The organism is Streptomyces flaveus (assembly GCF_014647675.1).
In the GTDB taxonomy this organism is placed as follows: Bacteria; Actinomycetota; Actinomycetes; order Streptomycetales; family Streptomycetaceae; genus Streptomyces; species Streptomyces flaveus.
The window spans coordinates 224,685-246,817 of record NZ_BMPQ01000006.1 but is presented as its reverse complement, the minus strand read 5'-3'; the positions used below and the strand labels follow the sequence as shown (position 1 = coordinate 246,817).

General features: G+C 70.1%; 17 protein-coding genes and 1 riboswitch. Of the genes, 8 read left to right on the top strand and 9 right to left on the bottom strand.

The genetic code is table 11. From position 1 onward, the window contains the following. Positions 1-174 precede the first annotated feature (174 nt). A complete protein-coding gene (locus tag IEZ21_RS15480; RefSeq protein WP_189322456.1) occupies positions 175-969 on the top strand; it encodes a class II aldolase/adducin family protein in 795 nt (264 codons plus the stop codon). 94 nt (positions 970-1,063) lie between these two features. Here IEZ21_RS15480 and IEZ21_RS15475 read toward each other — a convergent pair whose 3' ends face one another. Beyond that, the gene (locus IEZ21_RS15475; protein ID WP_189322455.1) at positions 1,064-1,969 is read right to left on the bottom strand and encodes a DUF4429 domain-containing protein; all 906 of its coding nucleotides are present in this window, start codon (positions 1,967-1,969) and stop codon (positions 1,064-1,066) included. 304 nt (positions 1,970-2,273) lie between these two features. On the opposite strand from IEZ21_RS15475, the gene IEZ21_RS15470 reads away from it, so the two are divergent. Both IEZ21_RS15470 and IEZ21_RS15465 read left to right on the top strand, forming a co-directional pair. Next, on the top strand, positions 2,274-3,539 hold the full coding sequence (locus tag IEZ21_RS15470) for a hypothetical protein (protein WP_189322590.1): 1,266 nt from the start codon (positions 2,274-2,276) through the stop codon (positions 3,537-3,539). A gap of 564 nt (positions 3,540-4,103) precedes the next feature. After that, positions 4,104-4,634: a DoxX family protein gene (locus tag IEZ21_RS15465; RefSeq protein ID WP_189322454.1), complete on the top strand. Its 531-nt coding sequence runs from the start codon at positions 4,104-4,106 to the stop codon at positions 4,632-4,634. A 44-nt stretch (positions 4,635-4,678) separates the two neighbouring features. Here IEZ21_RS15465 and IEZ21_RS15460 read toward each other — a convergent pair whose 3' ends face one another. Continuing rightward, the gene (locus IEZ21_RS15460; protein WP_189322453.1) at positions 4,679-4,918 is read right to left on the bottom strand and encodes a hypothetical protein; all 240 of its coding nucleotides are present in this window, start codon (positions 4,916-4,918) and stop codon (positions 4,679-4,681) included. After that, entirely contained in the window at positions 4,905-6,338 is a 1,434-nt protein-coding gene (locus IEZ21_RS15455) for a PspC domain-containing protein (RefSeq protein WP_189322452.1), read from the bottom strand. Before IEZ21_RS15455 ends, IEZ21_RS15460 begins: the two co-directional genes overlap by 14 nt. 179 nt (positions 6,339-6,517) lie before the next feature. Between IEZ21_RS15455 and IEZ21_RS15450 the strand changes: the two genes are divergently transcribed. Further along, positions 6,518-7,801, top strand: a complete 1,284-nt coding sequence (locus tag IEZ21_RS15450; protein WP_189322451.1) for an ATP-binding protein — start codon at positions 6,518-6,520, stop codon at positions 7,799-7,801. Then, positions 7,798-8,565 carry a LuxR C-terminal-related transcriptional regulator gene (locus IEZ21_RS15445; RefSeq protein ID WP_033329209.1) on the top strand — a complete coding sequence of 256 codons (768 nt, stop codon included), beginning with the start codon at positions 7,798-7,800 and terminating at the stop codon, positions 8,563-8,565. The genes IEZ21_RS15450 and IEZ21_RS15445 overlap by 4 nt, the downstream gene beginning before the upstream one ends. Positions 8,566-8,579: 14 nt before the next feature. Here the strand turns inward: IEZ21_RS15445 and IEZ21_RS15440 are convergent, their stop codons facing one another. After that, on the bottom strand, positions 8,580-9,629 hold the full coding sequence (locus tag IEZ21_RS15440) for a C40 family peptidase (protein WP_189322450.1): 1,050 nt from the start codon (positions 9,627-9,629) through the stop codon (positions 8,580-8,582). Positions 9,630-10,082: 453 nt separating this feature from the next. Here IEZ21_RS15440 and IEZ21_RS15435 point away from each other — a divergent pair, with 453 nt between their 5' ends. Then, a complete protein-coding gene (locus IEZ21_RS15435; protein ID WP_033329211.1) occupies positions 10,083-10,436 on the top strand; it encodes a hypothetical protein in 354 nt (117 codons plus the stop codon). 95 nt (positions 10,437-10,531) lie between these two features. On the opposite strand, the gene IEZ21_RS15430 is transcribed toward IEZ21_RS15435, so the two are convergent. Then, the gene (locus IEZ21_RS15430; protein WP_189322449.1) at positions 10,532-11,686 is read right to left on the bottom strand and encodes a C40 family peptidase; all 1,155 of its coding nucleotides are present in this window, start codon (positions 11,684-11,686) and stop codon (positions 10,532-10,534) included. A gap of 7 nt (positions 11,687-11,693) precedes the next feature. Next, a riboswitch (cyclic di-AMP (ydaO/yuaA leader) is annotated at positions 11,694-11,866 on the bottom strand. Positions 11,867-12,127: 261 nt separating this feature from the next. On the opposite strand from IEZ21_RS15430, the gene pcrA reads away from it, so the two are divergent. Continuing rightward, positions 12,128-14,593, top strand: a complete 2,466-nt coding sequence (gene pcrA / locus IEZ21_RS15425; protein WP_189322448.1) for a DNA helicase PcrA — start codon at positions 12,128-12,130, stop codon at positions 14,591-14,593. A 38-nt stretch (positions 14,594-14,631) separates the two neighbouring features. On the opposite strand, the gene IEZ21_RS15420 is transcribed toward pcrA, so the two are convergent. Then, the gene (locus IEZ21_RS15420) at positions 14,632-16,218 is read right to left on the bottom strand and encodes a M23 family metallopeptidase (protein ID WP_189322447.1); all 1,587 of its coding nucleotides are present in this window, start codon (positions 16,216-16,218) and stop codon (positions 14,632-14,634) included. Between the two features lie 228 nt (positions 16,219-16,446). Continuing rightward, a complete protein-coding gene (locus IEZ21_RS15415) occupies positions 16,447-17,406 on the bottom strand; it encodes an esterase/lipase family protein (protein ID WP_189322446.1) in 960 nt (319 codons plus the stop codon). 569 nt (positions 17,407-17,975) lie between these two features. Here IEZ21_RS15415 and icmB point away from each other — a divergent pair. Next, entirely contained in the window at positions 17,976-18,392 is a 417-nt protein-coding gene (gene icmB / locus IEZ21_RS15410; RefSeq protein ID WP_189322589.1) for a coenzyme B12-dependent isobutyryl CoA mutase small subunit, read from the top strand. A gap of 538 nt (positions 18,393-18,930) precedes the next feature. Here the strand turns inward: icmB and IEZ21_RS15405 are convergent. Next, the gene (locus IEZ21_RS15405) at positions 18,931-20,580 is read right to left on the bottom strand and encodes a DUF5691 domain-containing protein (RefSeq protein WP_189322445.1); all 1,650 of its coding nucleotides are present in this window, start codon (positions 20,578-20,580) and stop codon (positions 18,931-18,933) included. 70 nt (positions 20,581-20,650) lie between these two features. After that, entirely contained in the window at positions 20,651-22,012 is a 1,362-nt protein-coding gene (locus tag IEZ21_RS15400) for an SWIM zinc finger family protein (protein ID WP_189322444.1), read from the bottom strand. Between the last annotated feature and the right edge of the window lie 121 nt (positions 22,013-22,133).

Below are 22,133 nucleotides of genomic sequence, written 5' to 3'. Positions count from 1 at the left end.
CTTTCTTTTTCTTTATGATTCAACTGAAGAGTTGGTCCTACTCTCCCAGACACGCAGACAATCGACCCCACACAACGGTTGTGCACTCTCTTCACGAACATCTCTGTTCTCCTGCGCTGACTGACGGTAACTTCCGGGCTGCAAACAAGTCCGTACCTCTGGGCTGGAGGACATATGCACGGGCCCACACCGCCCTTGCCCCGACCCACCGAGCAACTGCGCTTCGCCATGCCGCCGATGCACGAGTCGCTCGACGACGAGCGGCGCCATCGCAAGGAGCGGCTCGCGGGGGCGTTGCGGATCTTCGGGCGGCTCGGCTTCGAGGACGGGGTCTCCGGCCATATCACCGCGCGCGACCCGGAGTTCAGTGACTGCTTCTGGGTCAACCCGTTCGGGATGCCCTTCAAACATGTCACCGTCGGCGATCTTGTCATGGCCAACGGAGAGGGGCAGGTGATCGAGGGGCGCTATCACGTGAACCAGGCGGCGTTCACCGTGCACACCCAGGTGCACGCCGCCCGCCCGGACGTCGTCGCCGTTGCCCACTGTCACTCGGTGCACGGGCGCGCCCTGGCCGCGCTCGGCGAACTGCTCGATCCGATCACGCAGGAGAGCTGCGCCTTCTACGAAGATCACGCTCTCTACGACGCATATACCGGCGTCGCCGTGGACGCCGAGGAAGGGCGGCGGGTCGCCACCGCGCTCGGCTCCCGCAAGGCGCTGGTGCTGCGCAACCACGGACTGCTGACCGTCGGCGACTCGGTCGATGCCGCGGCCTGGTGGTTCGTGTCCATGGAACGCTCCAGCCAAGTCCAGCTCACCGCCCGCGCGGCGGGCCGGCCCGTGCTCATCGACCACCGGCAGGCGGTGGCGACACGTGAGCAACTCGGCGGGGATCTGGTGGCGTGGATCAACTATCAGCCGATGTGGCAGGACATCAGCCGGAGTGAGCCGGATCTGTTGTCGTGACGGTTCGAGTGCCGGGGCCGTTCTGGTGAGTTGCGGTACATCCCGGTGCGCCTGGTACGTCCTGGTGCGTCCTGATGCTCAGAATCCGCGGAGTTCAGAATCCGCGGAGTACGGCGGCCTTCGTCGCCGCGAACTCCTCGTCCGTCAGCACGCCCTCGCGGTGCAGTTCGCCCAACTCCCGCAACCGGCGCAGGAGTACGTCGTGATTCTCGGGCTGCGGCTCGGGCGGTACCGCATCCCTGGCCGTCAACGGGAGACGAGGCGCGTCGGCGGGAAGATACTCGCCGGTGCGAGTGGACGGATGGGGAAGACGGGCCGTGACCGCGGTGGCGACCAGCGCCGTGAGCAGGTCGCGGCGGGCGCTGCCCCACAGGTCGAGGGCGAACGGGTCCTTCTCCGGCGGGAGTTTGGAGAACGCCGTCTCGCGCGTCACGAAGCGCAGAAAGCCGTCCTCGTAACCGGAGTTGGGCAGCCACTCCACCTGGACGAGATCCGGTACGTCGATGATGCGCGGACCCGTCGCGCGCTTCACCCGGTCCGAGGTGTCGCTCCAGTCGATCCGGACCTGGGCGCCGTCGAACGACACCGTGCCGTCGCTGGAGCGGACGGAGACCGGCACGGGCGGGCCCGGCAGGAGGTACTCCTTCGCGGGCTCCTTGGGGATCTGCTCGAGGAGCAGCGCACGGCGTATCTCCTCGGCGACGTACTCGGCGACGCCCGAGCGGTCGAGGTCCACCGTCAGCCGGTACGGGTCCGCCGCGTCGGGAAGCCGGCCACCGGTCGCCTGGAGCAGCGGGTCGGCGCCCTCGCGAAGTCTCAGACGCAGCCGGCCACGCTTGCGTTCGGGCTCGTAGACGACACTGGCGACCGCTTCGAGCGGCACGGCGATCTCTCCGTACGTCTGCCGGAACAGCGGTACGGAGCGGTGGAGTCCCGGCGTGATCCGGACCGTGTTGCCGTCGAAGGCCCAGGTCCCGTCGCGCTGGATGATCTCGGCCATACGGAAATTCTCGCAGCCGGGTCAACATGGGGCGGGGGTTCGGGTGGCGGGGGCAGGGCGGAGGGGCGGGGCGCGGGGCTCAGCGGTGCGGTGGATCGGGCGGGGGCTCGGGGTTGTGGCTCGGGGCCCCGGTGCGGTGAGAGTGGTTCGCCGGTGCTGACCGGATACCGGACCTGCCGGGTGGGGGCGGAGTGGCGTACGGCACAATCCCGATGCCTGGTACTTGGGATGCCTGGTACTTGGGGCTATGAGTCGGCTCTACGAGTTGGCTCTACGGAGCGGTGCGGGAAGGCGGCAACGGGCGGTGGCGGTGCAGGAGGCTGGACAAGGCGCGCACGAAGGCGGCTGCACCTGCGGAGACTGTCCGCAGGGGGCGCGCGAAGGGCATAGACGAGCTGTTGCCGCATTCCTTTCCAAGCGGGACGAGTTGGCCTCCGGCCGAGGGCTGCCCGCCGCTGTCGCGCACTCGGCGGGGGCCTCGCGGCAGTGGGTGTCGGACGAGCTGACCCAGTCGGCGGACCTCGTCGCCGAGCGGGGCCGGGCCGAGGCCGCGGCATGGCTGGGGCTGCTGTGGCGGCGTACGGCCTTCGCGGTAGCGGGAGTCGTCGGGGGCCTGCTTCTGGTGCAGGCGCTCACCGCGATCGGGGCGGGCTGGACTGCCGCGCGGACCGCCGGTTTCCTCGCCGCGGTCGTCGTGGGCGGGCTGCTGGTCGGGGCGTCGTGGTTCCACCGGGCGCGTGGAGGTGTGCTGGCGCCCGTCGTCGGTGAGGACAACCGGCTGTCCACTTCCCGCGCGGTGGCGGCGAGTTGGGTGCTGTTCGTCGTCTACGCCGTGCTGGTACTGGCAGGCCGGCTCGCGGGCGCCTCCTCGCCGGGCGAGCGTGACGCGCTGGTCTCCGGGCTCGAACTCGCCCGGGGCGCCGGGCTCGTCACCGTTCTTGCCGTGGTGTGCGGGATCGCTGTGCTGGTGCGACGGGTGGTGGGCCTGCGGGTGCTCGGCCAGCGTCTGCAGAAGATACGTGCCGACCGGCCGCGGGCCGCTGACCTGCTGACCGATGACTCGGGGCGGGGCAGCTTCGCGGACACGCAGTACGTGGTGATCGCCGGTGCCGCGCTGATGTTCGCGGCGGTACGGCTCGCTCGTCGGCCCGAGCAGTTGCCGGATCTGCCGTGGGGGCTGGCGTTGGTGGTGCTGGTGTCGGCCGCGACATACGTTGCCGCCAAGTACGCCGAGGGTGGGCGACCGGTGATTCTCTCGGTCGTCCGGTCCCGCGAGGCCGGAGACCTGGACGCACCCATCCGGACGGGGGACGACATCGAGATCCGCGGGGCCGGGTTTGTGCCTCCGGGTGCCCACACGGCTGAACGTCTGTCGCGGATGGTGGTCCGGATCGGGACCATCCATGTGCACGTACCGCTCGTCCCTGTGGCCGGAGGCTTCCGTAACCCGTCCGACGCGGTTCTCACCGTGCCGGTGCCTGCGGATGTGGAACCTGGGCGGGTGGAGGTACAGGTGGTTACTGCGGCGGGGGTGGAGACGAATCGGTACGGGATTGATGTGACGGATTGACTCCGTCGGTTGGGTGGGGGCGCTCCGTTGGTTGTGCGGGGGTGCCTACCGGGTGGGTGGGTTCGATTCGTTGGCGACTGCGGGCCGTCTGTGGCTGGTCGCGCCGTTCCCCGCGCCCCTTAGGTGCGTGGTGGGTGCGGGGGCGTGGGCCGGTGCGTCAGCCCGTCGCAGGGCGGGCATACGGCCCTGGCCTGGTACAAGGCCCTGGTCCTCCGAGACAGAACCTAAGCGACGGGCATACGACGCACCGGCCCACGACCCCTCCCGCCGGAGGGCAAGGTGCGGGTCGTTGGGGGTGCGGGCTTCCCCTCGGGGGCGGGCTTGTCCGGCGAGCGGGCTTTCTCGGGGTACGGGCAGCCGCAGGCTTTTCAGGGGCGCGGGGAACTGCGCGACCAGCCACGACGGACCCGCACTCGCCCGCGAACCCCAACTCCCCGCCCCGTAGGCGCCCCGCTGAACCGCCGGAGGTAAAAAGTTCGGTCCAGGGTTGAGCCGCCCGCCTCAGGGCTACGTATGGTCTGTTGAGGGGCGAACTGTCGGTTCGGTGAGAGGTGGCGGAGAGCGATGGCTCACGGTATGCGGATGGATACGCACTCCGGTTACCTCGACGGTGGAGGCAGGGACTGGCGGGACGCCGCCACCCGGTACGCCCTGCTGCCGCTGCGCGTCTTCCTCGGCGTCACCTTCATCTACGCGGGGATCGACAAGCTCACCGACAGCGCGTTCATGTCGGAGGCCGGTTCCGGTTCGATCGGCGACATGATGCGCACGGTGCGCGACTCCTCGGCCATCCCGGAACTCGTCGACCTGTCCCTCAAGAACCCCGTCGGCTTCGCCTATGCCATCGCTTTCGGCGAGCTCGCCGTCGGCATCGGCACCCTGATCGGACTGTTCGCCCGGCTCGCCGCGTTCGGCGGTGCCATGATCTCCCTCAGCCTCTGGCTCACCGTGAGCTGGCCCTCGGACCCGTACTACTACGGCAACGACCTCCCCTACCTGATGGCATGGCTCCCCCTCGTACTCGCCGGAGCGTCGGTGCTCTCCATCGACTCGATGCTGCGGGCACGACGAAGGCAGCGAGCCGGCGCCTACTAGGGTCGGCCAGGGCTTCCGGCGGTCAAGCTCAGTTCCCCCAGCTTTCAGCTCTGTGTGGGCGCCTCCCGTGTCTCCCGGGAAGCGAGGCTCTTGCGGCGGTGGCGTATCGCATGTGTCACCGTGCCCGCAGCTGCTGCCAGGCACAGGCCGCCGGTGACGAGAGGGACCACCGCGAACCAGGGGGTCTCCCAGAGCCCGCCCGCGTCGCCGGCGTAGATGATGCCGGTGAGCGTGAGGAAGACGCCCGCTATCAGTCGGCCGGGCTGGAAGTCATGACGTAGCACGGGCCACCTCCGCCTGTCCGACGCCGACCTCGAGGGTGAGGTCGAGCGTGCCGCCGTTCTTGGTGTTGCTCGTGGGCTTGAGGGTCCGTTCCTCATACTTGCCGGGGGCCACGTCCACGTCCTGCTTGCCGTCGCCGGGGAACTGGATGTCGCCGACGCCCACTTCGACGTTCAGCTTCACGGTCGCGTCGTCGGGCACGACGACCTTGAGCTGACCCATGCCCACCTCGACGCTCGTCGTCAGGGTCTGGCCCTTGGCGAGGTCTATCCGGGTCAGATCCAGCGTGCCGACGCCGGTGCCGAGTTCGTACGTCGGCCGTACGTCCGCCGCTACGGCGGGCGTCCAGTTCGTGCGCACCCAGTGCGTGCTGATGTCCTTCGGGAGCGCCGCCGAGCAGGCCAGTAGGACTGCGGTGGTGATCGCGAGGAAGACCGATCCCGCCCCCGTACGCCCCAGGAACGCGCTGACCGCTATGCCTGTGCCGAAGACGATGAGGGCGCTCGCCAGGCCGGCCTGGAGACTGGTGCCCAGCGCGTGGTCGTCCCAGGTCGCACCGGTGCCGAGGGCGCCCGCCAGCAGGGCGAGCAGGAACACCCAGCCGCCGATCCAGCGAGGGCCGCGCGGCTTCGGCTCGCGCGTCCGTATGTCCGGGCGGTAGTTGCCCTGCGCGATATTGACCGCCGCCGCGATGTCCCGGTCCCGGGTGTCACTCGGGCCCCACAGATAACCCGTGCCCCCCACATGCGTGCCGTCCTTGACGATGGGGTCGCGCCACCAGGAGGAGAAGGAGTCGGGGACGGGCGGTGCCTGCGCTTCCGGTGGTGCGTCGGCCGCCGCCTGCGCGGCGAGCGGGTCGGGGCCGGGGGCGCCGCGCTGCCGCGACCAGTAACCGGCGCCCGCGAGGACCAGCGCGAGCGTGGTGGCGAAGGTGAGCACTCCGCCGTTGCCCAGCATGGACAGGAACACCCCGCAGCCGACCAGCGCGAAGAGCACGGCCGTCAGCGCCTGGCCGTCCACGCGGCCGGTGAGCAGCTTGCGCAGCTCGTTCTCGTCCTCGTCGTCGTAGGCCACGAACAGCCAGGCGAAGCCGTAGAAGATGAGGCCGATGCCGCCGCTCGCCGAGAGCACCGCGAGCCCGATGCGGAAGATCACCGGGTCCATGTCGCACTGCCGCCCGAGCCCCGCGCACACGCCGCCCAGCATCTTGTGCCGCCGGTCGCGCCGGAACTTGTGCGGGACCTCGGGCACAACCGGATCCCCGGGCGCGGGCGGGCTCCCGTGCGCGCGCGGTTCCTCACCCGCGGTGGCCGGGGCGCCGACGGCGGGCACCGTGTCCCGTGGCCCGGTGGGCGAAGCCTCGCCGGGGCCCGGGCCGGAGCCGGGTCCTGGACCCGTCGCGGCGTGCGTGTGATCTGTCATGTGTCCATGGTGACGGCCGCAGCGGTCCGGCGGCAGTCGGGACGACCCTGGCCGAACCCTGAAATCGTCCCCGAGGCATCGGGCCTTGATCCCCGAGGCGCCCGGTGCTTCGAAGATCAGGGGAGTCTCGGGGGTCGACCCTGATGTCCTGGCCCGCCTCGCGTGTGAATATCGATGGCATGCCGGAAGTCGCAGCTGTTCCCGTCGAGGACCCGCGGCCGCCGCGCAAGCTCTACCGCAGCAGCGACGGACGCTGGCTCGGTGGCGTGGCGCGGGGGCTCGCCGGGCATCTCGGGCTGCCTGTGGTCTGGGTGCGGCTGGTCTTCGTCGGACTGTTCATGGCCGAGGGCCTCGGGGCCTTGCTGTATGCCGCGTTCTGGTTCTTTGTGCCGCTCGGCGTCGGAGGCGTGGACACCGGGCGGCCTCCGGCCCTCGCCACCGAGACCTCCATCGACGGGCGCCGCAGACTCGTCGCCCGCAAGCCAGACAAGGGCCAGATCGTCGCGCTGCTCGCGATGGTCGTGATCGCCCTGATCTTCGTCGGCAATGTGGACCTGAGCGGCGGGACCAAGGCGTATCTCTGGCCCGTCGTCCTCGTCGGCGCGGGCGTGGCCCTGGTCTGGCGCCAGGCGGACAACGCGCGGCGGGCCCGCTGGATGGAGGTGGGCCGCCACCGGCGCACGCTTACGCTGGCCCGCTCAGCGGCCGGAGTCCTGCTGGTCACCGTGGGCGTCTCCGGGATATTCGTCCTCCAGGGCTCCGCCGCCCACCTCGGCTCGGTGCTGCAGGCGGCGCTCGCGGTCCTCGTCGGCATAGCGCTGCTCGCCGGCCCCTATCTCGTACGCATGACCCAGGACCTCTCCGAGGAGCGGCTGATGCGTATCCGTGCCCAGGAGCGGGCGGAAGTGGCCGCCCATGTCCACGACTCGGTACTGCACACCCTGACGCTGATACAGCGAAACGCGGAGAACGCGGGCGAGGTCCGTCGCCTCGCCCGCGCCCAGGAGCGCGACCTGCGCAACTGGCTCTACAAACCGGAGGGCACCGGCAAGGACGAGGCCGACGAGCCGGACACCCTCGCCGAGGCGGTCCGGCGCAGCGCGGCGGAGGTGGAGGACAAGCACGGCGTCCCCATAGAGGTCGTGGTCGTCGGCGACTGCCCGCTCGACGAAAGAATCGGAGCCCAGATGCAGGCCGCGAGGGAAGCGATGGTGAACGCCGCCAAGTACGGTGGCGAGGGCGGCGCGGTGCAGGTCTACGCCGAGGTCGAGGGCAGGACGGTCTTCGTGTCCGTCAGGGACCGCGGCCCCGGCTTCGACCTGGACGCGATACCCACCGACCGCATGGGCGTCAGAGAATCGATCATCGGCCGCATGGAGCGCAACGGCGGCACAGCCCGGCTGCGCGCCGTGCCGGACGGCGGCACGGAGGTCGAGCTGGAGATGGAGAGGGCGGAGACATGAGCGAGGCGAACGAGCCGACCGGGACGGTCGAGCCGGGCGATGGCGGGGCCGCCGAGCCCGACGCCCCGGCGGGCACGCCCGATGCGGCGGACGCCGGGCCCGGTCGGCGGGTCCGCGTGGTCCTCGTCGACGATCACCGCATGTTCCGTACGGGGGTCCAGGCGGAGATCGGGCAGACCGAGCGGACGGGTGTCGAGGTGGTCGGAGAGGCTGCCGACGTCGACCAGGCCGTCTCGGTCATCACGGCGACACGGCCCGAGGTCGTCCTCCTGGACGTGCACCTTCCGGGCGGCGGCGGTGTCGAAGTCCTGCGCCGCTGCGCCGCGTTGATGGCGGATGCCGAGCAGCCCGTACGGTTCCTGGCGTTGTCCGTCTCCGACGCCGCCGAGGACGTCATCGGCGTCATCCGGGGCGGCGCGCGGGGCTACGTGACGAAGACCATCACCGGCACGGACCTCGTCGACTCCGTCTTCCGCGTCCAGGACGGCGACGCGGTCTTCTCCCCGCGCCTGGCCGGCTTCGTCCTCGACGCCTTCGCCTCCACCGATGCCCCGCCCATCGACGAGGACCTCGACCGCCTCACCCAGCGCGAGCGCGAAGTCCTCCGCCTCATCGCCCGCGGCTACGCCTACAAGGAGATCGCCAAGCAGTTGTTCATCTCGGTGAAGACGGTGGAGTCCCACGTCTCGGCGGTCCTCAGAAAGCTCCAGCTGTCGAACCGCCACGAGCTGACCCGGTGGGCAACGGCACGACGGCTGGTCTGACCGTCAGTCGCGAATCACACCACCCGCGTGGCTCCCGCGAACGGCATCTCGTCCAGTGGGGCCAAGCGGACCGGGGCCGAAGGGTTGGGGGCGTGGATCATCTGGCCGTTGCCCACGTAGAGGCCCACATGGCTGATGCTGGAGTAGAAGAACACCAGGTCACCGGGGCGGAGTTCGGAGCGGGGGATGCGCTGGCCGGCGTCGATCTGGGCATACGTCGTGCGAGGCAGCGAGATCCCTGCGGAGCGGTACGCGGCCTGCATGAGGCCCGAGCAGTCGAAGGCGTCGGGGCCGGTGGCGCCCCATACGTACGGGCTGCCGAGCTTGTCGTACGCGTACGAAATCGCAGCCGCAGCCCGGGAGTTGGGAGCCGCGGCGGTCGAGCCCGCATCCCGCGGGGCGGAGCGTGAGGCGCGGGCCGTGGCGGCGTCGTCCGCGCCGATCCGGGCGCGCTGTTCGTCCGTCAGGCGGGACAGGAGCCGCCGGGCTTCGCCCAGCTTTCCGGTGACCGTCTTCTTGTGCCGGTTCAGCGCCGCCTGCTGGGACTTGAGCGAGGCCAGCTCGACATGGGCGGCCCCGCGCAGCTGCTCGATCTCGCGCAGTTGGCCGCGTACGCGCGAAACGGCCGAGGCCTGTCGGCTGCCGGCGCGTTCGGCGAACGCGGCCTCGTCCAGGTACTGATCGGGGTTCGAGGAGAGGATGAGCCGCAGCGCGGGATCGAGGCCACCGTCCCGGTACTGCGCGGCGGCCACCGAACCCAGCGCGTCCCGCTCGGAGTTGAGCCGCTCCGTCCGGCGGGCGGCCTCGTCCTGGAGGGAGTCCACCCGGTCCTCCGCCTTGTCGGCCTTCTCCTTCGCCCCGTTGTACTTCTCGGTGGCGACCTCCGCCTCCTGGTACAGCTTGTCGACCTTCGCTCTCACCTGATCCGGTGTCAGCCGCGGCTCGGCATGCCCCGCCCCGTCGAAGGAGGTGGCGCTCGCCGCGCCCGCGAGCGCGATCGTGAAGGCTGTGCGGGCCGTATTGCCGCCGAGCGAGCGCTGTCTTGGCTTGCGGTGCGCTGCCACCTGGACACACTTCCTTCCCGAAGGGGAACTTCCGTACGACCGCGGAGCGATGACGCCCCTGGCGTCCGGCGGCGGCCCGCACAGGGGGAGCGGGCCGCCGCCGGATCTTCTCGGCGGTGATGCCCGGCTGCCGCCCCTGGCCCGGGCGGCGGTGGGGAGCCGGTCACCTGGGGAGGGACGCTAAACCTGAGAGGGCGGGCTTGGTGACGCCATGTACGGAACTGTCGGGACTGAGCCGTGTGGTGACCGTATGCGACCGTGATCCCGGCCTGGTGCCGTCGAGTTGGCGCGGGGCGTTGACCGATGCGGGGGTTGTGGAGGACTGGGCGGCGCGGCGGTGCTATGGGTCCGTCAGCGTCTGTCGGGGTCCGTCAGCCTCCGCAGTACGGGCTCCGCCCAGGGGCGCGGGGCGGTGTGAGGCCGTACACGAGCCCCTGATTAAGCTCCGGCTTCATGGACGTACTCATCCATCTCTTCGTCGGCCTGCACATCATCGGTATCGCCGCACTCCTCGGCGGCTTCCTCACTCAGATGAAGGCGATGGGCGAGGGTACGGCCCGCTTCGGGCCTGCGATGCTCCACGGTGCGTTCACGATGCTCGTCACGGGCGTGATCCTGGTCGGCCTCAATCAGGCCGACGATCAGACGGTCAACAACATCAAGATCGGCGTCAAGCTGGCGTTGCTGATCGTGATCCTGGGCCTCGTGTATGTGAAGCGGGACGAGGAGAAGGTGGAGAAGGGCTTGTTCGGGCTGGTGGGCGGGCTGACCATCGCGAACGTCTTCATCGCGGTGCTCTGGACCTGACGGGCCTTGGAGAGCTGTAAGAACCGTTCCTTGAAGGGTCCCAAAAAGGGCTCACGCGCGCGTGCATCCCAAAAAGGGGTCCACGCGCGCGTGCCTCATGCCGGGCGGACCACGCTGTGGATCGGCATGTAGTAGATCGACTCCTCGCGGACGTACGCACCTGGCTTCGGGGCGTGGATCATCATGCCGTCGCCGAGGTAGAGGCCGACGTGGCTGATGTCGTCGTAGAAGAAGACGAGGTCGCCGGGCTGGGCGCTGGCGACCGAGACCTGGGTGCCGATCTTGACCTGGTCCCAGGTGGTGCGCGGGAGAGTGACGCCGGCGGCCTTCCAGGCGGCCTGGGTGAGGCCGGAGCAGTCGTAGGAGTCGGGTCCTGAGGCGCCCCAGACGTACGGCTTGCCGGTCTGGGAACGGGCGAAGGCGAGCGCCTTCTCGCCCTTGGCGGTCGAGGTGCCCGCGGAGCTGCCCGTGCCGGTCGAGGTCCCCGCGCCGGTGGAGGGCGCGGGAGTCTGCTGGGCCTGCTGCTGTTGGCGGCGCTGTTCCTCCGCGGCCTGCTGCTGCCGCGCCAGCTCCTCCGCCTTGCGCTGGGCCTCCTCGCGCTTCTCCCGCTCGATCGCCGCGAGCCGCGCCTTCTCCTCGGTGGTCAGCCGCGAGAGCATCTGGCGCGCCTCGGCGAGCTTGCGCTGAACGTCCGCCTTGGACGACTTCAGGGTGTTCTCGGTCTCGGTGAGCGACTGAAGGCTCTCGGAGGCCTCCTGACGCCGCTGCGTCATCTCGGACTGCTGGGTCGCGTAGTCCTCGACGGCCTGCTGCTGACGGCTGGTCAGCCGGTCCATCAGCTGGTTCTGGTCGAAGTAGTCCTGCGGGTTGTCCGCGAGCAGCAGGGACGCGGTGTCAGGGGCGGCGGCGCCCGTGCGGTACTGCGCGGCGGCGAACGTACCGAGTTCCTCGCGCGCCTCGTTGAGCTTCTGCGTGCGCGAGGCCACCTCGTCAAGGAGGTTGTCGGCCTTCTTGCGCTGCTTGCTGCTCTTCTCCTTGGCGCCGTTGTACTTCTCGGTCGCCGTCTCCGCCTGCTGGTAGAGGTCGTCGACCTTCTTCTGGACTTCGTCGAGGCTGGGCTGCGGCTCCGCGGAGGGCGAAGCGTTCGCGGTCTGCGACAGGAGAGCCACCGAGGTGAGAGCGGCGGTGGCGAGGGCAGGGGTCCGTATGCCCTTGGGACTGGACGACCGCGCTTTGCGGTGTGGCGCCACGAAGGCGACTCCTTCCGTGCTCCGCCTACCGAGTTAGCTGTCGGGTTCGGGCGTGTGCTTCGGAAGGTTTGCCCTACGGTCCTTGTCCCCTGAGGGAGTTGGACCGATTCACCCCAAAGGTCGGTGGGTCCCCGGCTCCGGGCGGCCACGAGGGCGTTCCGGACTCGGCGGGAGCCGCACGGCCCGGCGACGTTCGCCGGTGGGGGTCGAGCGGCCCACTGCGAAAGCTAACCAACTCGTGTGGCTCTTGTGAAGGTTGATGAGCGAATTGTCCGATACGTTTTCGTGACCTTAGCCTCAGGCGCCATGATCCGTCGCCGACCGTGACGGGGCGGTCCTGGAGGGTGAGAGAAATCCCGGCAGGCTCCCGGCAGGGTCGTACCGGCCGAGTTCTCAGGGCGGCGGCGAGGTGTCGGTGGGGGAGCCTAGACTCGGAGAGCGATGAGCAGCCTCTTTGATGACAGCTTCCTGGCGGACCTCAAGCCCTCGCGGGACCACGAGGAAGAGCCCCCGCCGCCGCCCGAGGACGAGCACGTACCGGAACAGGTTCCGGACGATCTGTTCGGCGGGAAGTTCGACGTGCCGCCGGACCGGGAGGCCTACTACCGCGATGGTGCCCCGCGCCCCCACGTGGACGCGGCCACGCTCCTGGAAGGGCTGAACGACAACCAGCGCGCGGCGGTCGTGCACTCCGGCTCCCCCCTGCTCATCGTGGCCGGCGCCGGCTCCGGCAAGACCCGTGTGCTCACACACCGGATCGCGTACCTGCTCGGCGAGCGGAATGTGCATCCGGGCCAGATCCTCGCGATCACGTTCACCAACAAGGCCGCGGGCGAGATGAAGGAGCGCGTCGAGCACCTCGTCGGCCCGCGTGCGAACGCGATGTGGGTGATGACCTTCCACAGCGCGTGCGTCCGCATCCTGCGCCGGGAGTCGAAGAAGCTCGGCTTCACGTCCTCGTTCTCGATCTACGACGCCGCCGACAGCAAGCGCCTCATGGCCCTGGTCTGCCGCGACCTGGACCTCGACCCGAAGCGCTTCCCGCCCAAGTCGTTCAGCGCCAAGATCTCGAACCTGAAGAACGAGCTGATCGACGAGGAGGACTTCGCGGGCCAGGCCGCCGACGGCTTCGAGAAGACCCTCGCCCAGGCCTACGCGATGTACCAGTCGCGGTTGCGCGAGGCCAACGCCCTCGACTTCGACGACCTGATCATGACCACGGTCAATCTCTTCCGGGCCTTCCCGGATGTCGCCGAGCACTACCGCCGCCGCTTCCGCCACGTACTGGTCGACGAGTACCAGGACACGAACCACGCCCAGTACGCGCTGGTGCGTGAGCTGGTCGGGCCCTCCGGTCCCGAGGACGACCCGGGCGAGCTGTGCGTCGTGGGCGACGCCGACCAGTCCATCTACGCCTTCCGCGGCGCTACCATCCGCAACATCCTCCAGTTCGAGGAGGATTACCCGGACGCGAAGACGATCCTCCTGGAGCAGAACTACCGCTCCACCCAGACGATCCTCACCGCCGCCAACGCGGTCATCGAGCGCAACGAAAGCCGCCGCCCCAAGAACCTGTGGACCAACGCGGGCGCGGGCGCGCGCATCACGGGCTACGTCGCCGACACGGAGCACGACGAGGCGCAGTTCATCGCCGACGAGATCGACCGGTTGACGGACGCCGGTGAGGCGAAGGCGGGCGACGTCGCCGTCTTCTACCGTACGAACGCCCAGTCCCGTGTCTTCGAAGAGGTCTTCATCCGCGTCGGCCTGCCCTACAAGGTCGTCGGCGGCGTCCGCTTCTACGAGCGCAAGGAAGTCCGGGACGTTCTCGCGTACTTGAGGGTGCTCGCCAACCCGGAGGACTCCGTACCGCTGAGGCGGATTCTCAATGTCCCCAAGCGGGGCATCGGCGACCGGGCCGAGGCGATGATCGACGCACTCGCCTCGCGGGAGAAGATCAGCTTCTCGCAGGCGCTGCGCCGCGTCGACGAGGCGTACGGCATGGCGGCCCGCTCGACGAACGCCGTCAAGCGATTCAACACGCTGATGGAGGACCTGCGGACCGTCGTCGAGTCGGGCGCGGGCCCGGCGACCGTCCTGGAAGCGATCTTCGAACGCACCGGCTACCTGGCCGAGTTGCAGGCCTCCACCGACCCACAGGACGAGACCCGCATCGAGAACCTCCAGGAACTCGCCGCCGTGGCCCTGGAGTTCGAGCAGGAGGCCGGTGAGGGCGAGGCGCCGGGCGGGCTCTCCGACTTCCTGGAGCGGGTCGCGCTCGTCGCCGACTCCGACCAGATCCCGGACGAGGAAGAGGACGGCTCCGGCGTCATAACGCTGATGACCCTCCACACCGCCAAGGGCCTCGAATTCCCCGTGGTGTTCCTGACCGGCATGGAGGACGGCGTCTTCCCGCACATGCGCGCCCTCGGCCAGACCAAGGAACTGGAGGAGGAACGGCGACTCGCGTACGTCGGCATCACACGCGCGCGGGAGCGGCTGTATCTGACGCGGTCCTCGATGCGCAGCGCCTGGGGGCAGCCCTCGTACAACCCGCCGTCCCGCTTCCTGGAGGAGATCCCGGACACGCATCTGGAGTGGAAGCGGACGGGTTCCATGGGAGCGGTGGCCTCCGGCCCTGCGGCGGGCGTGGCGGCCTCTCTGTCGTCCTCCCGCTCGCGGTCGGCGGCCTCGGGCGCCTCCGGCTTCGCGACGCGGCGGGGCGGGGCCACGGAGAAGCCGGTGGTGTCGCTGGCGGTGGGGGACCGGGTCACCCACGACCAGTTCGGGCTCGGCACGGTGGTCGGCGTGAAAGGCACGGGGGCGAACGCGGAGGCGACGATCGACTTCGGGGACACCAAGCCGAAGCGGCTGCTGCTGCGATACGCGCCGGTGCAGAAGCTGTAGCCCTGCGGGGCTTGGCGGCCCGCGGCGGGACGAGTCGGTTACGTCGGGTTGAGGCCGTGGCTGCGGAGCCACGGCAGGGGGTCGATCGCGCTGCCGCCGCCCGGGCGTACCTCGAAGTGGAGGTGCGGGCCCGTCGAGTTGCCGGAGTTGCCGGAGAACGCGATCGGGTCGCCGGCCTTCACCTCGGTCCCGGAAGCGACCTTGTAGGTGGAGAGGTGGCAGTACCACGTCTCCGTACCGTCCTTCGCGGTCACGATCGCCATGTTCCCGTACGCGCTGTTCCACTCCGTACGGACGACGCCGTCGGTCGCGGCCATCACCGTCGTGCCGTACGAGACGGGGAAGTCGATGCCCGAGTGCACGGACATCCAGTTGATGCCGGCCTGGCCGTAGTAGGCGCTGAGCCCATGCTGCTCGACCGGCAGCGCGAACTTCGGACGCAGTCGCTCCTTGCGCGCCGCCTCCGCCGCCGCCCGTTTCTTCTCGGCCTCTTGCTGGGCCTTGAGGTCGATCCGCTCCTGCGTACGGCTCGCCCGGTCGGCGAAGTCGTCCGCGTCCGCGGTCAGGCTCTCGAGCTGGGTGTCCAGCTTGTTGTTGGCGGTCGCCGGCTGCACGGCGGTCGTGCCGGTCGCGGCCGTCGTCTCGTTGCTCTCGTTCCCGTTCCCGCTGCCCACGGATGCCGCCGCGATCCCGGCCACACCCATCACACACGCGGACGGCACGGCGACCGTCAGCAGAGCGGAACGCTTGGGCGGGGTACGGCGGCGGGAGCGGGAGGCCGCACGGGATGCGGTGCGTGACCCCGGGCGGGGGGCTGGGATGGTGACGACGGGGGTGGCAGGGGCGTCCGGGGAGATCTCTTCGGCGCCGTCGAGGAGAGGGGGTTCGTCGTGGCTGCCGGTGGCGGTGTCGGGGTTCAGGTCGTCGGAAGGGCTGAACTCGTCCTCTATAGAGGCCTGTTGTTCGTACGTGACCTGCTCGAAGATCGCTGTGGCCTGCTGGTCGTACGGCTCGTACGACTCGTGCCGCTCACCGCCGTCGGAGTTCCACGCCGTCGCGTCGTACGCACCCGAGTCGAAGGTCTGCGTGTTCCACTGCTGGGCCTGGCCGATCGGTTCGGCCTGGAGCCAGGCGTTCGCGTCCCACTGACCGCTGACGTCGGGGCCCGTGGACTGCGCCGGGATCCCGGTCAGTCGCTGGTGACCGGAGGTGTCCGTCCAGAGGCCGGTCGCGTCGTGGCTGCCGGTGTCGTACGCGGCGTGGTGCTGGGCCGCGTACGGGTCGTAGTTCGGCGTCGGGTGACCGCTGAACGTCTGGTGACTGCCGGACCACTGCGTGGCGTCGTACGAACCCGTGCCGCCACTGCCCGGCAGGTCGCCGAAGAGGGGGTCGGTCTCGAAGCTCGTCGTGGCCTCGAAGGGCGTCGCCGCGCAAGCACCCAGTGCACCGTATGTGTCGTAGACGCCGGTGGGCGCCGCGTCAAAACCGGTGGCGGTGTAGGCGTCGTACGTGGTGAAGTCGCCGTACTGGATCCCCTGCTCGCCATACGACGCGAAGTGCGTCGAGGCGGCTTCGGGAGCCGCGGCCGGGGGCGCTACGGTCCCCGACGGGTGACGGTCGTTCACCAACTTCTCTTTCGCCTCGACGACAGGGGCGCTGGCAGAGCAGTGCGGTGACTGTACCCGGCGGTACGCGGGCGCGACAATCTTCGGCTTCCATCCCCCGTTCAGGAAACGGGCATTCAGCTGCCTTTCGGCGGACTGCGGGCGCGACTTTGGCCTTTCGTACGAAGAGTGTTCGACAGCGTGGGGGTGTTTCCGGGTGTTCGACCGGCGCCCGGGAGCGTGTTGCGACTACGCCACGGTCAGTCCGCCGGCACGGGCGGCGGCAGGGGCTCCCGCCGTCTCCTCGAGGTCGAGTGCCTGCCGTATGCCGGCCGCGACCGCTGGGTGCACCGGCAGAGCGAGGTGACCGATCCCACTCACCCGTACGTTCTGTGCGAGCAGGTCGGGGTGTTCGACACAGGCCGTCTCCAACGGGTCCATCAACTGGTCGAGATCGCTCCAGAAGCCCACAAACCGGGTCCGACAGGCCGGTGCAGGCTCGCGCAGTTCCTCGAGCACGGTGGAGCCGGGCCGCATCTGCCGCACGATCGGATGCGCGTTCATCAGCGGTGCCACGTGCGTGCCCGAGTGCGGTGTGCCCAACGTCACAAGCGTCCGCACGCGGATGTCGCCGCCCAGACGCTGCACGTAATAACGCGCGATCAGCCCGCCGAGGCTGTGGCCGACGACGTCCACCTCCTGCTGACCGGTGCGCTCGCAGATCTCCTCTATGTGCCGGCCGAGCAGCTCGGCAGCGGTACGTATGTCGCAGGTCAGGGGGGAGTAGTTGAGCGACTCGATCTGTTGCCTGCCGTGCTGCGCGAGGGAGCGGCGCAGCAGCACGAACACCGAGCGGTTGTCTATGAATCCGTGGAGGAGGACGACCGGGGGCTTGGACTGGGTGGGCAGGCGGGTGGCCTCGGTGTCACGGTCGGTCTCGGTCGCGGTCCCGGCGGTGAGGTCGTCGGGTGCGCGGCGGGGCCTAGGGACTGAGGCGGGGGCGAGGCTGGGGGAGGGCGAAGTGGCGCCCTGGCGGCGCTCTTGGGTGATGCCCGTGGGATAGAGGATCAGGTGTCCCGCGAGGATCGCGACCTCAAGAGCCGTGGCTTTCAGGAGAGTCAGCGAGAGTCCGGCCAGTCTGTTGGGCAACAGCCGTTGACAGAGCGGCAAAAGCGGATAAAAGGGCAGTACTGCCCTGGTGACCTTCATGGCCGACCTCCCGTCGGCGCACGGAAGGACGGCCTTGTCCCCCGTGTGCCCTCATGGGAAACCGCCGACGAGAGCAACGACGGTGCACGGGTGGCGTTTATCACGCCCGTGGAACGACGGGGCCTCCCGTCGTCGTGCATTCGCCGATATGCCGCGCCATCCGGCCGCCTGGCTGGCGACGCGGAGGCGCAGCGACCTCGTGGCGGCTCCCCTTGCGCCCGGCCCGGCTGTGGCCCATGTGCCCCAGGGTGCGGGATCGGTGCGCGGCGAACTTGTCCCATCGTGTGATTTCCCCCTCGGTCTCCACCGCGAAACTGCCGGTTGCGGGATGGTAGCGATAACGTTCGTTCACTCCCCGGCCGGCGCGGTGCGGGGTGGCTGTGCCGCTGGGTGCACCTGACGTGGGCTGGCATGAAGCGGTTGCGACGAGTCGCCGTCAGCGTCCTGAGGTGTTATCAGTCGATACAAGCCGGTGCGGGACGGTAACAGGTTGATTTGGGTTTTTGCTAGATACGGATTCCCGCAGTCCGGTTCCCTGGAGATCTTGTCGGTTCATGGAGGCAGCAGTGATGGGTGTGGCATCCGGTCCGATCCGCGTGGTGGTGGCCAAGCCGGGGCTCGACGGTCATGATCGTGGGGCCAAGGTGATCGCGCGGGCGTTGCGTGATGCGGGCATGGAGGTCATTTACACCGGCCTCCACCAGACGCCGGAGCAGATCGTCGACACCGCGATCCAGGAGGACGCGGACGCGATCGGGCTCTCCATTCTTTCCGGGGCCCACAACACGCTTTTCGCCGCCGTCATCGAACTCCTCAAGGAGCGCGAGGCGTCGGACATCAAGGTCTTCGGCGGCGGAATCATCCCCGAGGCGGACATTCCGCCCCTTAAGGAGAAGGGTGTGGCCGAGATCTTCACGCCCGGGGCCACGACGGCGTCGATTGTGAACTGGGTCAGGGCCAACGTTCGGCAGACGGCGGGGGCGTAGGGCTCCGCCGGAGTGCGGTAGGCGGGGATTGGGGTGGGAGGGGTTTTCTTCCCCAGGCCCGCCCCTTCCCGAAACTGGGGGCTGCGCCCCCAGGCCCCCCCCGCCAGGGGGTGGGGGTGACACGTTGTGTCGCGGCTGCGGGTGCGTCGTGGCTGGTCGCGCAGTTCCCCGCGCCCCTGAAAGCAAAAGCCTGCGGCTACCCGCGGCCCGAAGATCCCGGCGCCCCGAGGACCCGGTCCCCGGGAAAGCCCGTACCCCCAACCACCCGCGGCTTCCCTCCGGCGGGAGGGGGCGTGGGCCGGTGCGTCGTATGCCCGTCGCTTAGGTTCGGTCTCGGAGAACCCGCACCCTGTACCAGCTAAGGGCCGTATGCCCGGCCTGCGACGGGCTGACGCACCGGCCCACGACCCCGACCCACCACGCACCTCAGGGGCGCGGGGGAACTGCGCGACCAGCCACCCACACACCCGCACCCGCCCCACCACCGGAGGCACCCGCGGGGGAACGGCGCGACCAGCCGCAACGCACCCGCACCCGCCTATGAACCCGAACCCACCACCCCCATAGGCGCCCCGCCCAATTCAAGTTGCATCGCCGCACGCAAGCGCAGCGTCCCCACCAGCCGTTGGAACGACTCCGCCCAGTAGCCCCCGGCGCCGGGCGACGCGTTCTCCGGCTCGTCGGGTATGGCCGTGAGGGCATCGAGGCGGCCGGCTTCTGATGGGTCGAGGCAGCGTTCGGCCAGCCCCATGACTCCGCTGAAACTCCATGGATAACTCCCCGCGTCCCGCGCGATATTGAGCGCGTCCACAACGGCTCGGCCCAAGGCTCCCGCCCAGGGGACCGCGCACACCCCGAGCAACTGAAACGCCTCGGACAACCCGTGCACGGCGATGAACCCAGCCACCCACTCGGCTCGCTCGGCGGAGCCCAACGTGCCGAGCAGCTTGGCCCGCTCGGCCAGCGACACCGCCCCCGGCCCTCCGGCCTCCGGCACCGATGGTGACCCCAACAGCGCCCTGGACCAAGAGGGATCGCGTTGCCGCACGGCCGCCCTGCACCACGCGGCATGCAGTTCGCCCTGCCAGTCGTCCGTCACCGGCAACGCCACGATCTCCTCCGGCGTACGCCCACCGAGCCGCCGAGACCAGGTGGAGAGCGGGGCCGCCTCGACCAACTGGCCCAGCCACCAGGATCGTTCACCTCGGCCGGCCGGAGCCTTGGCCACCATCCCATCGCGTTCCATGCCCGCATCGCAGGCGTGTGGCGCCTCGACCGCGATCGTGGGCGTGCCGCCCGTGTGGTCGACGGACACGCAGGAGCCGGCGCGGTCCGCCATCCGCCCGGCGAGCGCCGAACCCGGCAGCGCGGACAGCAACTCCGCCGCCGTGGCCCGCACATTGCGGCTCCGGTCGGCCAATGCCTGTTCCAGGAAGGGCTCGTCCGCCGCGCACAATCCCGTCCGCAGCGAGTCGAGGAACATCAGCCGGTCCTCGGCCCGCTCCGTCGCCCAGGTCGTGGCGAGCAGTTCGCGGGCAGCTGCCGGGTCGTGCGCTCGTATCGCCGCGAGGAGAGCCACCCGCTCGGCGAACAGACCCTCCTGCCACAACTGCCTTGCCCGCTCCGGTTCTTCGGCACCGGGCAGCGTGGCTCCGCCGCCCGGTGTCGCGCGCAGCGCGAACCGCCAGTCCGGGTTCAGCCGTGCCAGCCACAGCGCCCGCGGCCCCGCGAAGGCCAGCGCCGCCGGTCGCAGATCCGTACGCCCTCTGGCGGCGTCCAGGAGCGCGGGCAGCAGCTCCGGGGGCGCCGCGAACCCGCGCTGGTTCGCCAGGGCGAGCCACTGCGGCAGCAATTCCATGAGGTCGGGCGCCGTTCCTCTACGGCCGCCGCTGCCCGTGCCGGGCCGGTCGGCGAGCAGCATCGCCAGCCTGCGCGCGGCGGGGCGGGGGAGCGCCGGGCGCGCGTCCGCCGCCGCCGGCTCCGGTCGTGCCGCCGCCCGCCCCGGCCGCAGTCCGGCCCGCCGCCGCACCGTCTGCACCGCCGCCGCGTCCAGCAGCGCTCCCGGCGCCTCCCGTCCGGGCGCCGTCCCCGACGGCGTACGCCGCTCCGTCCCGAGCAACGCCACGGTCACGAGCTCCTCCCAGGAGCTCCCGGTGGGTGCGTCCGGGGGAGTGAGGGGGCTGTTCATGAGCGTCCCTTCCGTACGGGGTTGAGAGATCCGGGTGAGCCGGTCGGTGGGGAGAGACACGGCTGTGGCGTCAGCACAGTGGCACCGCCTCTCCCGCTTCCTCCGGCCACGCCGTGAGTGGTGTGAAGCCGCGGTGGCCGCATTCTCCGAAGACCCTGACCGGGGCTCCGCCCGACAGGGCAACCAGGCGCCACAGGCCGGAGCGGGACTGGGCGGCCGGGGTGAGAGGCAGTGCCAGCTCGCTGTCGGCGTCCGCCAGTTGCCAGGAGCCGGCGTCCGGGGTCGGTATGACGCGGGCCAGCGTCACCGGGTGGGAGTCCAACCAGGGGTCGTCCCGGAGGGCTTCGCCGTACTGGGCCGTCGCCTGCGCCACGCTCACCCCTGGCGGGCGGAGTGTCACGGGCGAAGGGGGCGTGAACTGCTCGCCCAGGGCCACCCGCAGTCGGCCCGCGCCCGGGTACGCCGACACCTCCGCGTCGAGGGCCAGGCCGACGGGCAGTGACAGCTCCGGTGCGCGGCCGGCAGCCCCGTATGACAGGAGCTGGACCGTGCGTCCCGACTCCGCTCCGTGCAACCAGATGCGGCGGGTCGTGAGACGGCTGTCCGCCGTGTCGTACTGGGCGAGGACCAGCCAGCGGTCGCGCGCGGCTGGGCCGTCCGCCGAGGCGGGCAGCCCTATCCGGGAACGGACCGTCGCCACGAGTCCTTCCGGTAGTCGCTCGCGGCGCAGCCAGCCCTGGACGAGCAGGTGGAGCAGGGCGCACTCCTCGAGCAGCCGGACCGGCCAGCCGGGGCCGGAGGACGGAATCGCCCCCAACTCCCGCACCCGCGCGGCCAGCCCTGGTGCCTGCGCGTCGACCATCCGGGCCGCCGTCTCCTCCCACAGCCCATACCCCGCCTGCTCCGCCGCGGCCAGACCGCCGCGCAGCAGGTCGGTCAGCCGCTGCTCCAGCTCCGCCGCCCCCGCCGTGATCCGCTCGGCACGCCGCTCCGCCCGGCGCCGCGCCGCCTCCGGATCACCCGCCGGGGCGCCCGATGCCCCGCTCGTCGTCCGCTTCTCCTCCGCGCGCTGCCTTCTCCCCTTTATCCACTGCTCGGCCCAGTCCGGCGCCTGCCCCCGCGGCACCGAGCTGCCTGTCCCGCTCTCGCCCGCCCAGAGCAGCAGCAGTCCCAATGCGTGCTTGCACGGGAACTTGCGGCTCGGACAACTGCATTTGTACGCGGGCCCCGTCGAATCCGTGAGGTCGATGACCGTCTGATACGGCTTGCTGCCGCTGCCCCTGCACAGTCCCCATACCGTCCCCTCGTCAGAACTGCCCGCCTCCGACCACGGCCCGGCCGCGCCGAGTTTGCTTCCCGCTTTGCGTGATGCGGAGTCAGGTGCCAGTGCCAGCACCTGATCCGCAGTCCAGCGCACCCCCTGCTGAGTCATGACATCGAAGGTAGGTCCCACCACTGACAATCGACCCTCGCGATGGCATTTGTGCAGGTCAGAGTGCATTGTCAGTGGTGTGGTGCAAGGTGGACACCAGATCCGAACCGGCCGACCCGGC